At 50.5% G+C, this 14642-nt stretch carries 12 protein-coding genes and 1 pseudogene; 12 read left to right on the top strand and 1 reads right to left on the bottom strand.

The genetic code is table 11. From position 1 onward, the window contains the following. Positions 1-104 precede the first annotated feature (104 nt). The 12 genes and pseudogenes from FYJ51_RS08240 (at position 105) to FYJ51_RS08190 (ending at position 14391) form a co-directional block, all read left to right on the top strand. Positions 105-1055: a Wadjet anti-phage system protein JetD domain-containing protein gene (locus tag FYJ51_RS08240; RefSeq protein ID WP_205946253.1), complete on the top strand. Its 951-nt coding sequence runs from the start codon at positions 105-107 to the stop codon at positions 1053-1055. Further along, positions 1052-2662, top strand: a complete 1611-nt coding sequence (locus tag FYJ51_RS08235; protein ID WP_154504870.1) for a hypothetical protein — start codon at positions 1052-1054, stop codon at positions 2660-2662. Before FYJ51_RS08240 ends, FYJ51_RS08235 begins: the two co-directional genes overlap by 4 nt. Beyond that, positions 2643-3371 carry a DUF6063 family protein gene (locus FYJ51_RS08230; RefSeq protein WP_154504869.1) on the top strand — a complete coding sequence of 243 codons (729 nt, stop codon included), beginning with the start codon at positions 2643-2645 and terminating at the stop codon, positions 3369-3371. The genes FYJ51_RS08235 and FYJ51_RS08230 overlap by 20 nt, the downstream gene beginning before the upstream one ends. After that, a complete protein-coding gene (locus FYJ51_RS08225; protein WP_154504868.1) occupies positions 3358-7707 on the top strand; it encodes a coiled-coil domain-containing protein in 4350 nt (1449 codons plus the stop codon). Before FYJ51_RS08230 ends, FYJ51_RS08225 begins: the two co-directional genes overlap by 14 nt. 93 nt (positions 7708-7800) lie before the next feature. Next, positions 7801-8397, top strand: coding sequence for an ECF transporter S component (locus FYJ51_RS08220; protein WP_154504867.1), 597 nt, complete (start codon positions 7801-7803; stop codon positions 8395-8397). A gap of 194 nt (positions 8398-8591) precedes the next feature. Beyond that, positions 8592-9017: an Hsp20/alpha crystallin family protein gene (locus tag FYJ51_RS08215; RefSeq protein WP_105303285.1), complete on the top strand. Its 426-nt coding sequence runs from the start codon at positions 8592-8594 to the stop codon at positions 9015-9017. A gap of 157 nt (positions 9018-9174) precedes the next feature. Further along, positions 9175-9825 carry a DNA-3-methyladenine glycosylase family protein gene (locus FYJ51_RS08210; protein ID WP_105303286.1) on the top strand — a complete coding sequence of 217 codons (651 nt, stop codon included), beginning with the start codon at positions 9175-9177 and terminating at the stop codon, positions 9823-9825. 2 nt (positions 9826-9827) lie between these two features. Further along, complete coding sequence (locus FYJ51_RS08205) at positions 9828-10322, top strand: methylated-DNA--[protein]-cysteine S-methyltransferase (protein ID WP_105303287.1); 495 nt, start codon at positions 9828-9830, stop codon at positions 10320-10322. A 62-nt stretch (positions 10323-10384) separates the two neighbouring features. Beyond that, a pseudogene (locus FYJ51_RS13940) lies at positions 10385-10519 on the top strand (Ada metal-binding domain-containing protein); the annotation flags it as partial. A gap of 48 nt (positions 10520-10567) precedes the next feature. After that, complete coding sequence (locus FYJ51_RS13550) at positions 10568-10885, top strand: helix-turn-helix domain-containing protein (protein WP_205946252.1); 318 nt, start codon at positions 10568-10570, stop codon at positions 10883-10885. A 477-nt stretch (positions 10886-11362) separates the two neighbouring features. After that, the gene (locus FYJ51_RS08195; RefSeq protein WP_235897258.1) at positions 11363-13576 is read left to right on the top strand and encodes a flavocytochrome c; all 2214 of its coding nucleotides are present in this window, start codon (positions 11363-11365) and stop codon (positions 13574-13576) included. Between the two features lie 113 nt (positions 13577-13689). Next, the gene (locus FYJ51_RS08190) at positions 13690-14391 is read left to right on the top strand and encodes a L,D-transpeptidase family protein (RefSeq protein WP_105303289.1); all 702 of its coding nucleotides are present in this window, start codon (positions 13690-13692) and stop codon (positions 14389-14391) included. A 20-nt stretch (positions 14392-14411) separates the two neighbouring features. On the opposite strand, the gene FYJ51_RS08185 is transcribed toward FYJ51_RS08190, so the two are convergent. Continuing rightward, the gene (locus FYJ51_RS08185) at positions 14412-14627 is read right to left on the bottom strand and encodes a DUF1129 domain-containing protein (RefSeq protein WP_154504866.1); all 216 of its coding nucleotides are present in this window, start codon (positions 14625-14627) and stop codon (positions 14412-14414) included. Between the last annotated feature and the right edge of the window lie 15 nt (positions 14628-14642).

The raw sequence follows: 14642 nt of genomic DNA, 5'->3' as shown, positions 1-14642 counted from the left end.
TCATGGAAAGGCACGTACTTTTTTTTGGACATGATAAGATAGAGGTATCTATGAAGTATGACCTCTCCTTAATCACCTCTTCAAGATTCTGCTACCAGGACGTCATGAAGTCATTTGACCTGGACTATGAAGAAACTGCTTCTGTTCTTTCAGGCTGGGAAGAAGCCGGGCTGATCCGGCCGATCCGTTCATCCGGCCGGGTTGCGTTTACTCCCTCTTTCTATGCTCGATATCAGAAAATCAGAACGGTGAAAGACCAGACTGCTGAGAGAGAGAGAATCCTTCATCTGCATCCTTCTCTGATCAGCTTCTATCTCAGCCATCTCTCTGACTATGAGAAGATGGAGCCTGAGATTCTGAAACTCAGCAGTTATCTCAGCAGCCATAAGCAGGAGCTGTCCGATCCGGATTGTCTGATGACAGTCAAAGAACGCAGCTACGCCATCTTCGGCAATGAGAAATATCTGGAGCAGCATCATTCTGCAATTCCTCTCTCTGATCAGGAACTGAACTGCAGGCCTACCTATGAACCGTTCTTTGCCAGAGAAACGGACCCGGAAGGAAACGAGATTCTGGTCCTGGAAAACCGGGATCCATGGGACTCCATCTCTTCCCAGCTGAAGCCAGGAATGACGTTTCTCGGCCACCGCTTTTCCATGGTGATTTACGGAGAGGGAAACAAAGTCTCTGTGAAAGATCAAAGCGGCAGCCTGTACGGATTTCTTTCCTCCTGCCGTAGAGCAGATCAGACGGTTCTCTATTGCGGAGATATCGATCGGGCAGGAATCAATATCTTTTCGCGTCTATGTGAAGCGGATCCCGAGCTGCAGATCCTTCCATTTCAGGAACTGTATCTCGAGATGATCCATCTTGCTCCGGAAGATCTTTCGGAAGCAGAAGATACCGAGGATCACCGGGACCGGACGTATGATTCTTCGTTCCTGGATTTCTTTGCAGGAACCGATCGGAAACGCATCCATCAGGTACTTGAGAAAAACAAGAGAGTTCCCCAGGAAATCGTGAACCGGATTGAAGTGCGGAGGCTGCTTGGATGAGAGACTTTCAGAAAGGCTGCGAGCAGCGGGTGCTGCTCGGATACTGTGCGGAATCGATTCTGAACCGGCAGGGGAGGAATATGGAGATCGAAAGCTGGTTTGAAGAAGGCCGGCTGGATGTCATGTTCTATGATGTGCTGCTGTTCATCATGGATTCATCTCTTTCTTCCAGAGACGGAACACCATTAGAAGAAATTGCTGCATTCCTGGCAGAAGACTGCAGGATGTACGGACACGAACTCAGCGGTGCTCAGATTCATTCGCTGGCAGATTATATGGTGCGGGACATTCTGCAGAACGATGGCAGAATCCTGCAGTATCCGATCTATGATACCGAGAAGCAGGTCTGGCAGGACCGTACCGTCCGCCTGATTGAAGACTCCATTCAGGATGGAATCATCTTCTATCGGCTCACGGAGCAGGGCTATGACTTCCTGCTGCGTACGAGAGAAGTAGATGCGGAATATGATGGCTGGGTCAGCATGCTGATCATGCAGCGCAAGCTCGAACACCGCAACTTCAGGGAATCCAAGGACCAGTGCAGGCAATGCCTGAATATTCTCCGGAGAGAAGAACAGCGCTTCCTCGATTTCACGATGCGCGTGCGCCAGGATGTTGCCAGCATCGGCCGGAAAGAATATTCGAAGATGATCAGCTCCTACTATGAGAATCTCGATGAAGAGAAGAAGCTCACCGATGAGACCATCAACCTGGTCGAGAAGTTCCGGGCAGAGCTCAGCCGGAATCTGCAGAACCATTTCCATGCGGACGAAGAAACTGCTCAGAACCTAAGCTATCTCAGCGAGATGGCTGACATGCTTGCAATCATCACCGGAGAGGAGGGAAAGCTGCTGGAACAGCGCTATTCCATCAGCAGCCTCTATCAGGAGATGCTCGAAGACAATCTCACGATCTCCCCGATCCACCGCTACGACTTCGGCAAAGAAGTCATCGATCCCTTTGCAAAGATCAGCGGCAATGCGATGGCGGCCGGATACCGCCGGCTCATCCGGCCTCTGTATGAACCGGAGGCAGAGAAGGTGTTTGATCTTCTGATGCTGTACAGACCAGAGAAGAAGTTCCGGGAAGAAGACCGCAGTGATCTCATCCTGGATACGGAAGAGACTTATGACAGCAGTGATGAGAAAGAAGAGATTGAAGCAATCTCAGAACGATATGCCAAGGTTTTCAGCAGACTGCTGGATTACTGCGCCCTGCATCCGGAAGGATTTGCAGTTTCTGAATTCATCTCGTGGTATGAAGAAGAACTTCAGGAAGACTACCCTGGAAACCGCAATGACAAGTCCTGCTTCCTGATGTTCCTGAATCTCTATGCGATGGGCATAGTCAGACTTGAAGTGGACCCCGAGTCGAATGAAGTTCCGGACAAGGACTTCAGTCTCAATGAAACCCTTCGCCGGCTGCAGGAACAGGATCCGGAGTTTCATGGGATCCGCAGTCTTTCGGTCAGCAGTGAAGATGGAGAAGATCTCTTTGAATTCTATGATCCCGATGCGGATGAACCGAAGCAGATCTACGGAATGAGCCGGATCCGGATCATTCCGGAAATTGAAAGGAATTTGCACTATGACAGACGACAGAAATGAGCTTCATTCTGCACTCCGGGTATTCCGGGCGCTGCTGGATCATAATGGCATGATCTCAAGAACAGATCAGCCGGAGCTTTTTGATCTTTCACAGCAGAAAGAGATCCGCGAACTTCTTGAAGCATTCGAACAGGAATTGTCGTTTCATCTGCTGAAGGTTCAGGATCGGCTCTATCTGATTCCTGATATGGAGAATACGACTCTCGGCTTCAGCATGCGGGAATACCGGGAGGATATTTCTCCTTCGGCCAGAGCAATCGATGCTCTGACGGTATCCTATGTGCAGATGTATCTCTGCTGGGAGTTCTATCACGGAAAGAATGCTTCCGATCCGACCGTAAGAACATTTATCCGGATGGAAGAGCTGCTGAAGGATGTCGATGCCCTCTTTGACCGCCTCCGGAAATCCGGAGCAGCCGTCAGCGAAATCGATGCGTCTTCAGAGATGAATTTCGAACTGGTTGCAGAAACGTGGCAGAACCGCCTGATTGAAGAAGAGAACTCCCGTTCTTCAAAGGCAGGTATCGTCCGCATCGCACTGAATCAGATGATCGCCCATGGTCTTCTGCTGAAGGCAGAGGATGAATACCGACCGACCAGAACGCTTCATGACAAATTCATCTACTACTACCTGGACAGCGACCGCGTCCAGGAGATTCACGCAATCTTTGATGAGATGAGCGGAGGTGATTACGATGCCGAGAATTAACCGGATCAGGCTGGTGAACTTTTCGTGGGGAAAACAGCGGATCGATGATCTGATGCTTGATTTCCATGGCGGGCAGAATGCAGAGCTCCGTCTGGAAAACGGCGGCGGAAAGTCTGTGCTCGAACGCCTGATCTATCAGGCGATCTGGCCAGGGGCAACAATCAGTTCGAACCCGATCTCGGACTACCTGAATACGAAGCCTGCTACTGTCGCAGTCGAGTGGCTGCTGGATACGCAGGGAGAACCGGACTATCTGCTCAGCGGCACCGTGCTCATGAAGCAGGGGGTCAGCGAAGAAGATAATACTTCGGTCAATTATTTCTGCTTCCTGAGCCATGATGGCGAGCAGCTGGAAATCCATGATCTTCCCAACGTTCATTCTGATGGCAGAAGAATCACGATCGCTCCGTTTGCGGATGCCCGTCAGTCATTCCGCAATGCCTGCGGCCGTTCCCTGGAAGCCTGGACTTACGGAAAGGGCGATGCCAGCGAGTATCGGAAACGTCTGAAGAGCTTTCATATTTCTGCAGAGAACTGGGATACGCTGATCCGTCAGCTGATCAGCGGCGAAGATCCGTTCAAGGATGTTCTGGAAAAGACCAGAACCGGAGATACGCTGCTGGACCGGTATCTGATTCCGAAGATTGAGGCACATCTTGATGAAAAAGAAGGAGGTCCTTCCAGCACACTGAAGAATCTTGACAGCCTGGTGCAGAAGTCGGCTGAACAGAAGAAGATGCTGAAGCTGAGAGATCTTGTCAGCGGCTATCTCTCTGAAGAACCGGTTCTGCTGGATCATATGCATGCATGCAGAGATGCGGCATCAGAACGGGATCATGCACTGCTCTCTCTTTCTGCATTTGCAGATGCTGTCCGGAATCTGAATGAAGAAAGCAGAATGCGTCTTGAAGAAGTATCGCAGAAGCTGCAGGAGGCAGAACAGCGCGAAACTCATATTCATCAGGAACAGGCTTCTGCCGCCTGGTATGCAGCAGATGAAGCGCTGCGCAGAGCCCAGGCTGACTCGGATTCTCTCGAACAAGAGATGCAGGCACTGGATCAGGAGATTGAATCATGCAGGCATGCAGAAGCGATCGTTCAGGGAACCGAGTATCTGAGAAAGCTGGATCAGCTGGATGGAACGATCCGCGGCCTGCAGCAGAAACAGCAGAAATTCTCTGCGGATGAACGTCAGGCTCATCTGCAGGCATTGCAGTATTCTCTGAAGCTTGCCTATGAAGCAGAACTTCAGCACAATCAGGAACGCCTGGATGCCTGCCTGGAACAGCAGGCACAGATCGCTGATCTGCGGGTTCAGAAAGAAAAAGACCTGGCCAGGCAGAAGAAACAGCAGAAATCGCTGACCGAAGAACAGACTGAACTGAAAGTGGAAACCGGCATTGCCGAGAAGAAAGAGCAGGAAATCTTCGCTGAACTGGATCTCGGAATGGAGCTTAACCGCACCCTTGCCGGAGGCTTCAGCAAAGAGGATATCACAGCAGCAGAGCGTATCCTGAACCAGCGGATTGCTGAAGCGAAGAAGAACGATGATGCGATCCGGAAACGCCTCTCTGAACTTCCTTGCGAGCTTTCTGATCTTTCAGAGAAACATGCAGCAGAGCAGACCCAAAAAGAAGCAGACCTGCTTGCGGAGAATGAGGAAAAGAAGAACTATCAGTTTTTTCTGGATCAGAAAGATCGGCTGCTGAGCTTCTTCAGAATGAATGAAATTGCGGAGCAGATGCTCTATTCGGGAGAACTGATTCCGGTTCTTGCGGATCTGCTTCATTCCCGTGAGATCCGTCAGCAGGAAACGGATTTTTCCCTTGGTCTTCTGAAGCAGCTGATCAGGTCAATCGAGAAAAACATCTCGTGTATCCCGGAATCATTTGACAGTCTGCTGAGACGCAATGGCATTGTGTTTCAGACTGGCGAGGAGTTCCTGAAAGAACAGCAGGAATCCGAAGAACTGCTGAACGAACATCCGCTGCTTCCTTATGGAATTCTCGTCGAATCTTCGGAATGGAAGAAGCTGCAGGAGATCGATCCCGGGGATCTGTTCCTGGACCGCGTCATTCCGATCTTCCGGTATGATGATCTGAAACAATCTGAGACAGGTACGGAGACCGGATCAGTCCTGGAGCTGCAGGACAGAGCATTCTGGAACAGCTATGAGAAAGCATTGCTCAATGAATCTTCCAGACAGAAGTATCTGGAAAAGAAGAAGGAGAATTACCGTCTGCTGCAGCAGATGCAGGAAGATCTGAATACTCAGGTAAACGCAGGCAGGGAAGCCCTGAAGGATGCAGAGAACTTTCATTACAGCGCTTCCTATGAAAAGGAACAGCAGGCAAAGCTGGAAGTCCTGAAGCAGGCACTGTCCCGCCATGAAGAAACGCTTGCTGCACTGAGTGAGCAGGAACAGAAGCTTCAGGAAGAGAAGAATGATCTTTCGGGAAGACTCTATCCTGCTCAGCATGCACGTTCGACTGCAGAAGAGCATCTGAAGCTGTTCAGAACATTGCTGGAAAACGATCAGAAGTATACGAGTCAGCTGAATAAGCTGGATACGATTGCAAAGCAGCTGGAGATGCTGGGTCAGAAGTGCTCGGAACTGGAAACAGAACTCCGCAAATTAGAGAATCAGATCCGGGATCTGAAATCTGCACAGGATAATCTGGAACGGGATCTTGCTCAGAAAGAACGAGCCGCGGCAGTCTATCAGAATGCGCCGGTTTCAGAAGTAATTTCCGGAAGCCTGGAAGCTCTGAAGGTTCAGTATCAGGAAGAACAGAAAGTTCTGGACCGTGAGAAGCAGTCGCTGCTGGAAGAGATGGAACAGAGACAGACCGAACGCAAGGAAACCGAACAGAAGTTCAATGATCTTTCCGTGGAAGACACGGAATGCCGGTCTCATCCTTTTGATCCGAGCGAACTCACAAGGCTGCGGCGGAAGACGGCAGAAAAAGAGGAAGAGCGGAAAGGCCTCGATCCTGAATACAGCAAAGTTCAGAGAATTCTCGGAAAAGTGCTGAACCAGAAAGAGGCGGCGGATCAGAAGCTGGCATCTTGCGGACTGGAAGCTGCTCTGGATCCGGAACAGATTCTCGGACGGTTTGAAGAACGTCTGCTTGATCTGAAGAAGGAAAAGGATACAGACCTCAGAGAACAGAAGGAATGGGAGAGTTTCGGCAAGGATTCTCTGGGAGTCATGGACCGGATCAGAGATCGGGAACCAATCCTGCCGGCGACGGAAGAGGTTCTTGAAGCAGATCGCGAACACCTGAGCGAACAGTGCAGCACGCTGCTTTCTGCTGTGAATGAAAAGCGCAGTTCACTGGAACGTGCATTATCGGTATTCAGCGATGCGAGAGAAGAACAGCAGAAGAGATACTGCGCGGAAGATTCGTTCTTTGACAAGGTGTTTGCGGATTCCCGGCGTCTTTCTGATAACCGGATTTCGCTGGAAGAGCTGAATACGCTCGAAGAGATGCTGATGCAGAAAGAACATACGATCGCACAATGCCTGGATCGTCTGAATACTGACCTCAGCAGCTATGACCATGACCGGGATTCGCTGTTCCGGGAAGTGATCCGCAGAACGGAAGCCGTGCTCGATGGCATCAAACAGGTATCCAGACGTTCCCGTGTCCGCGTAGAAGGAAAGAGTCAGCCGACTGCGCTGCTGAGATTTGATCTTCCGGATACGGATGATCATTCTGAGGAACGTCTCAAGGATTATCTGGAACAGACGGTAAGAGATCTTTCTGCAGTCAGCGAAGATCGAAAACAGTATACCGATCTCAGAGACTCCCGGATGGATCCCAGGAAGCTGATCAATGCGTATCTTCAGAGAGACCATATTCCGGTGAAGATCTACAAGTTCGAGAAGATTTCTGCTAACAGCAGACTGATGGACTGGGACCGGGCATGCCGTTCGAACTCCGGCGGAGAGCATTCGCTGAGCTGTTTCATCGTCATTGCTTCACTGATGGCATATATCCAGAATGACAATGCGGAGTTTGAAGAAGACGGACGGAATGAGCGCTATGAAACCGTCATCTGCGACAACCCGTTCGCGTCGGTTTCTTCGGAACATCTGGTGCGTCCGCTTGTGCAGATCGTGCAGACGCTCCATATCCAGCTCATCACATTCACGCATATCACGTCGCAGTCGATTGCCAATTCGTTTGATGTGGTCATCCAGCTGCGCAATGTCCGCAGTTGTGAAAGCCAGACCAGGATGACGGTGGAGTCTGAATCGGTATCCGAACAGGTTTCCAGAATGGAGCAGGCAAGTTTGTTCCGGCATACGGAACAGCAGTCATTGTTCTGATCTGGTTATATAAAATTATTCAGTATTGGATATTCATGCATATTCAGATTGTGATAGACTCGTTCGTATATTCAGCAAAGGGGATATACGAATATGGACAAGAACTCAAATCGTACCTTGAAAATCTGCGTCACCGGTTTATTTGCTGCACTGGCTTACGTGGCATTCACATTTCTGAAGATCAACATTCCGACCCCGGGCGGCTACACGGCATTCCATCTCGGCAATACGTTTGATGTGCTCGCAGCGTTGCTGCTGGGCGGACTGCCAGGCGGCATTGCTGGTGCCATCGGCATGGGCATCGGCGATGTGCTGGATCCGCTCTATATCACCGTGGCTCCTAAGACCATCATCCTGAAACTCATGATCGGTGTCATCACCGGAACGGTTGCTCACAAAGTGTTCAAGATCAATACCCTGAGCGGCAAGAAGCTGACCAGAGCAACGATCCTGTCGACTGGTGCCGGCATGCTGTTCAACTGCATTGCAGAACCTCTGTTAGGATACTTCTATACGGCGGTCATCCTCGGTGCTCCGGAAAAAGCGGCCATGAAGCTTGCTCAGTTCAATGCAATCACGACAGCTGTGAATGCAGTGCTGGCAGTCATCATCTCGACGATTCTGTACCTGGCGATCCGGCCGCGTCTTGAAAACAATGGCGTGCTGAAGAAAGTTGCTCCGAAATACTGAGATCGTTGCAATCTGAAAAGAAGACTGATAATACGAAACTACGCATAAATATCAGTCTTTTTTTATGCTTTCTGATCTGCTTATCGCGGAATACTTCATAAAATAATTAGCACTCAAGTATTGACAGTGCTAGTTTTCTGGATATAACAGATAGTGTAAAGAGATCGAGAGAGATCTCAGAAGGAGATACTGATATGAGATACAACCCAGCAAAGAGAGAAAGCTATGATCCGTTTGATATGATGGATGACTTCTTCGATCATCCGTTCCGCAGCTTCGGCGGAAATACGCTGATGAGGACAGATGTGACAGAGACAGATCAGGCGTATGAGCTTGCCATTGATCTTCCTGGATATAAGAAAGAAAATATCCACATCAGTCTGAAGGACGGCACGCTGACTGTTTCCGCTGATCAGGATCATGATCATGAAGAGAAGAACAGTGCCGGCCATGTGATCCGCCAGGAACGTTACAGCGGTTCCTGCAGCAGAAGCTGGTATGTCGGCGATGATGTCAGAGAGTCCGATATTCGCGCATCTTATGATGGTGGTGTTCTGAGACTTTCGATTTCCAAGAAAGTTCCGGAAGAGCCGAAAGAAAGCTACATCACGATTGAATGAGCATTGCTTCCTGAAGAAGCAGATCCTCATTCAGAAGGGCAGCAGTCCTGAAGAAGGGTTGCTGCTTTTCATATCCTGCTGAGCGGCAAATTGAATTTCCGAAAATGAGAAGATTCTGTCCTTCCTGCTTGCTATAGTACTTTCTGAGGAAAGATCAATGACCTGTTACTTTACGTATGGAGAAATAGAAACGGAATATCTGAAATCGAAAGACCGAAAACTCGGAGCGGTGATCGATCAGCTTGGCCATGTGAACCGGCCGGCGGACAGCGATGTATTCAGCTCTGTGATTCATCAGATCATCGGTCAGCAGATTTCGACGAAAGCACTTGCTTCGATCTGGGAACAGATGCAGAGCGATCTCGGAGAGATTTCACCGGAAACACTGCTGGCTGCAGGAGAAGAGAGAATTCAGGCTTACGGAACCACGTTTCATAAAGCAGACTATATCCTTGAATTTGCCGAGAAGGTAAAGGATGGGAGAATCAATCTGGAAGAGATCCAGAAACTCCCTGAGGAAGAAGCACAGAAAGCACTGATTTCTCTGAAAGGCATCGGCCCTTGGACGGCAGAGATGATTCTGCTGTTCGGCATGCAGAAACCGGATATTCTGAGTTATGGAGATCTTGCCATTCTGAGGGGAATGAGAATGGTCTACCGGCATCGGAAGATCAGCCGTGACCAGTTTGAGAAATACCGTAGGCGCTACAGTCCGTATGGAAGCACCGCAAGCATTTATCTTTGGGCTGTCGCAAGCGGAGCAATTCCGGGGCTTACGGACCCGGCAGATCATAAGAGGAGGAGATGAGCATGCAGTATATTTCAGAATATCAGTCACCAATGGGAAGGATGACGATTGCTTCGGATGAAACAGGAATCTCGGGACTGTGGTTTGATGGGCAGAAATACGATCGGGCAGGATTGGTCCATCCGGAGCAGAAAGAAACAGAATTCATCCATTCTGCAAAGCAATGGCTGGATCAGTATTTTTCAGGAAAGAAACCGGACTTTACTCCGGCCCTGCATCTTTCTGGAACAGAATTTCAGATTCTGGTATGGAAGAAGCTGCTTAAGATTCCCTATGGAACCACTGTGACTTATGGAGAGCTGGCAGAACAGGTCGCCGAAGAAACAGGGAGAGAATCGATGTCTTCCCAGGCAGTCGGCGGGGCCGTCGGCCATAATCGCATCAGCATCATCGTCCCATGCCATCGGGTCGTCGGTGCGCATGGGGAACTGACCGGCTATGCCGGAGGCATCGAACGGAAGCAGAAATTGCTGAAACTGGAAGAAATTCTGAAATGAATCGGTTGGGTGAAGAAGAAATGCATGAAGCAGTCATCCGGAATGAAGCGGACTAGGATGGCATCTTCTTCTATGGCGTGAAGTCCACCGGCATCTTCTGCCGACCTTCCTGCACGTCAAAGAAGCCGAAGCGGGAGAACATTGAATTTTTCTCAGCCGCAGAAGAAGCGATGAAGGCAGGATACCGGCCCTGCAAACGGTGCCGGAGCGATCTGCTCATCTATCATCCTATGAAGGAAATGGCTATGCAGCTGAGGCTACATCTGGAAAGTCTCAACTCGGAAGAGTCTGAATGGCATGATCACATCATCGAATATGGGATCTCAGAACGCAGAATGGCAGAAGTCTTCTGCGAGGAATACGGCATCACTCCGAAAGTGTACATGGACCAGATGCGTCTGAAAGAAGCAGAACGTCTGCAGACAGAAACGGAGGAAAAGGTGATTGATATTGCTGAATCTGCCGATTCGGAAGCGTCGTCTCCTTCAACCGATTTTTCCGTTCTGAAACCGGGCAGACTCCGACGGATTACCGCAATAACACATCGGAAGAGTGGAGAATAAACAGGTTCATAATCCGGAAATTTCCAGGAAGATCTGAGTTCAGAACGCTTTAATCCGAAAAAAATGCTCTTTCAGAATAACGCAGAAATAAAAGATTATTTTCAGTTCCGGAAACGGAAATATCTGCTAATATAATGACCAAGAAGACAGCGCCGGGAAATGATCCCGGCCAACTATTGGTTTCCAGGAAACCATAATAAAAATACTGGTTTCTTAACATATAATAGTTCGCCAGTTTCCAGACTTATGACCGCGTTTTCACATGCATGAATATGCATGCAGATATGGTTCGGACAGAGGATGTTTTTCATTGAGAACCTGAAGCGCAGTCCTGCTTTCTGAGAGAATGCTCAGAACAGGCATTTTCTGTGTGTTTCCATGCAGATTTCATCGTAAAAACTGTGTACGAAAAAGCAGTTCAATGATAGTATTTCACGTGCAAAGCAGACGTGATCTGCAGAGGCAAAGGGAGGAAATATGGAGAAGGAAAGCAGACGTTCGCTGGTTATTACAGCAATCGTCCTGGCAGTATGCCTGGTATTCAGCCTGGTGTCCGGCCAGATGAGTTCTTCCGGCAGTTCCGGTGTTTCGGGAACCTATTCCGGAACAGCTCAGGGGAGAGGCGGAGATGTCACCGTCACGCTGACGCTGACAGATTCCAAGATCACAGACGTATCAATTGAGGGCAAAGATGAGACTCCGGGAATCGGTGATACTGCGATGGAGACCATGGCGCAGGAGATCAAGAGTTCCGGTACGATCGGTGTAGATACGGTTTCCGGTGCTACGGTGACCAGCAATGCGGTCCTCGAAGCAGCAGCTGCAGCACTGAAVTCTGCAGGACTGAATCCGGATGACTATCAGACTGCTGGCGGAAGCGGTGTATCCGGAACGTTCGAAGGAACTGCCCAGGGCAAGGGCGGAGATGTTACCGTCACGCTGACGCTGACAGATTCCAAGATCACAGACGTATCGATTGAAGGCAAGGATGAGACTCCGGGCATCGGCGATACTGCGATGGAGACGATGACACAGGAGATCAAGGATTCCGGAAGTATCGGAGTTGATACGGTTTCCGGTGCTACGGTTACCAGTGATGCAGTTCTGGAAGCAGCAGCTGCAGCTCTGACTTCCGCAGGACTGAATCCGGATGATTACAAGACCGCAGTCTCTGCTGCAACCGCAGCCGGAGATGTCACGGAAGAAGCAGATGTTGTCGTAGTCGGTGCCGGCGGAGCGGGCATGGTTGCCGCAATCACGGCAGCGGATGCAGGCAAGTCGGTCATCATTCTGGAAAGCCAGGCAATGGGCGGCGGCAACTCCGTACGTTCGACCGGCGGCATGAATGCGGCTAAGACCGTCTACCAGGATGACAATGACTTCGATGAAGCAGCCGGAGTCGAGAAGACATTGAAGACGGCAGCAGAGAAATATGCAGACAATGAGACGATCAGTGCTCTGGCCAAGACAGTTCAGGAACAGTGGGATGCATACCAGGCAGATCCGCAGGGATACTTCGATTCCACCGAGCTGTTTGAACTGGATACGATGATCGGCGGCAAGGGCATCAATGATCCAGAACTGGTGAAGACGCTCTGCGAGAACAGCGCAGATGCGATTGACTGGCTGGATACGATCGGTGCATCTCTGCACAACGTCGCACAGTTCGGCGGCGCAAGCGTCAAGCGGATTCACCGTCCGGTCAATGACGAGGGCAAGACCGTCGCAGTCGGGGCTTATCTGGTTCCGATTCTGACGCAGAATGTCGAGGACAGAGGCATCACGGTTCATTACAACACAACAGCGAATAAGATTCTGATGTCGGATGGCAAGGCAGCCGGGGTTCAGGCAGAGCAGAAGGATGGTTCCACGCTGACCGTCAATGCGAAGGCAGTGGTATTAGCTACCGGCGGGTTTGGTGCAAACAATGCGATGGTTGCAGAGCAGAATCCGGCACTGGACGGCTATATCACGACGAACGCACCGGGCGCACAGGGCCAGGGCATCGTGATGGCAACGGCAGAGGATGTCGGAGCAGCGACGGTAGATATGGATCAGATCCAGCTTCATCCGACAGTCCATGTCGCAGATGATGGCAGTGCAAACCTGATCACGGAAGGACTCCGCGGAGATGGTGCAATTCTCGTGAACAAGGAAGGATCCCGCTTCACGGATGAAGTCGGTACGAGAGACAAGGTCAGTGCAGACGAGAATGCGCAGACAGACGGACAGGCATGGCTGATTGTCGACCAGTCGATGTATGATGCTTCGACGGTCATCCAGGGCTATGTAACCAAGGGATGGACGGTTCAGGGCGATACGGTCGCAGATCTGGCTGCAGCGATGGGTGTTGACGCTGATACGCTGACAAAGACGATTGATGACTGGAATACATGCGTTGCCAATGAGAGCGATCCGGATTTCGGCAGAACCTCATTCAACCATCAGCTGGAAGGCACGATGTATGCGATCCTGGTACAGCCGGGTGTCCATCATACGATGGGCGGCCTGAAGATCGATTCTTCTGCAGAAGTAGAGAAAGCAGATTCGAGCGTGATTCCGGGACTGTTCGCAGCAGGCGAAGTGACGGGCGGCGTGCATGGTGCAAACCGTCTGGGCGGAAACGCAGTCGCAGACTTCGTCGTATTCGGCAGAATCGCTGGGCAGAGTGCTGCTGACTACGCTAAGTAATCATTATTTCTGATTTCATTGATCCGGAGGTCGCAGGACTTCCGGATCTTTTTTTCTTTTTCTGCTTTCTTTTTCCTGGTAGAATGAGGACGGCTTTCGCTGAGGATAACGATATGCACATTCGGACCATCTGCATCACCTGTCTATGCGCTGCTCTTCTGAGCGGCTGCTCCGCTCATCAACCTGAGGCTCCGGCTGCGGAGCCTTCTGCAACCCCGACAGCGACTCCTGCTGAAACTTCTGTCCCGGAAAATACTTCGCTTCCATCTGTCCTCGGTGACTGGGATCCTACGGATCCGCTTTACGGAAGCGATCCATCTGCAGATGGCACTGCCCTTGGCTGCGTCGGATCTGATGCGGTGGTAAATGTAATCGTTTATATGAATCAGGGCGTGACGGCTGTCTATGACCAGGATGGTACTCTCATCAGAGCTTTATTATGCTCGCCAGGAAAAGACCGGAGCTGCTACGGGAGCTGGTCCGGATATTCGGATGAAAAGACCGTAACCCTCGGAACAGAGCGCGGTGCAGGGTGGCACAGCCTGTATGGCGGAGTATATACGCCTGCGTATATCACGATCTATGATGCGATCCTGTTTCATTGTGTTCCGTATTATTCGATGAGCCGGGATACGCTGGAAGTTGAAGAATATAAAAAACTCGGAACGCCTGCTTCGCTTGGCTGCATCCGCCTGGCGCTCGGAGATCTGGTGTGGCTTTACAACCATGTCGGTCCGGGTTCGACCGTGACACTTTCGTATTCTCAGACCTATGAAGGAGATATTCCGGAAGCTGCTGAGCTGCCGGAATCCTGAATGTTCTGTTTCTGATTCTCCTAGAGTGCCTTCAGGCTCTTTCTGGTCCTGAGAAATGTCCAGAAGAAGAATGCTCCGACTGCGGCAAGCAGGAAAATTGCCGGAATATCTCCGGACTGGGGCTGCTTCAGAAATGAGATGAGGCCGATCACTGCAAAAAAGAAACTGAATCCAGCAGTGAGAATGGAGATGAACAGCCAGATTTTCCAGAGAATTGTTTTTGCGTCCTTGTCCATGGTGGCTCCTTTACG

Source organism: Stecheria intestinalis (genome assembly GCF_009696165.1).
GTDB classification, from domain to species: Bacteria; Bacillota_I; Bacilli_A; order Erysipelotrichales; family Erysipelotrichaceae; genus Bulleidia; species Bulleidia intestinalis.
This window is presented reverse-complemented; position numbering and strand designations above follow the sequence as displayed.

Excerpts from the sequence above, each read along its gene's own strand:
- FYJ51_RS08240 (WP_205946253.1), top strand. The coding sequence starts at position 105 with ATGAAGTCATTTGACCTGGACTATGAAGAAACTGCTTCTGTTCTTTCA.
- FYJ51_RS08235 (WP_154504870.1), top strand. The coding sequence starts at position 1,052 with ATGAGAGACTTTCAGAAAGGCTGCGAGCAGCGGGTGCTGCTCGGATAC.
- FYJ51_RS08230 (WP_154504869.1), top strand. The coding sequence starts at position 2,643 with ATGACAGACGACAGAAATGAGCTTCATTCTGCACTCCGGGTATTCCGG.
- FYJ51_RS08225 (WP_154504868.1), top strand. The coding sequence starts at position 3,358 with ATGCCGAGAATTAACCGGATCAGGCTGGTGAACTTTTCGTGGGGAAAA.
- FYJ51_RS08220 (WP_154504867.1), top strand. The coding sequence starts at position 7,801 with ATGGACAAGAACTCAAATCGTACCTTGAAAATCTGCGTCACCGGTTTA.
- FYJ51_RS08215 (WP_105303285.1), top strand. The coding sequence starts at position 8,592 with ATGAGATACAACCCAGCAAAGAGAGAAAGCTATGATCCGTTTGATATG.
- FYJ51_RS08210 (WP_105303286.1), top strand. The coding sequence starts at position 9,175 with ATGACCTGTTACTTTACGTATGGAGAAATAGAAACGGAATATCTGAAA.
- FYJ51_RS08205 (WP_105303287.1), top strand. The coding sequence starts at position 9,828 with ATGCAGTATATTTCAGAATATCAGTCACCAATGGGAAGGATGACGATT.
- FYJ51_RS13550 (WP_205946252.1), top strand. The coding sequence starts at position 10,568 with ATGCAGCTGAGGCTACATCTGGAAAGTCTCAACTCGGAAGAGTCTGAA.
- FYJ51_RS08190 (WP_105303289.1), top strand. The coding sequence starts at position 13,690 with ATGCACATTCGGACCATCTGCATCACCTGTCTATGCGCTGCTCTTCTG.
- FYJ51_RS08185 (WP_154504866.1), bottom strand. The coding sequence starts at position 14,627 with ATGGACAAGGACGCAAAAACAATTCTCTGGAAAATCTGGCTGTTCATC.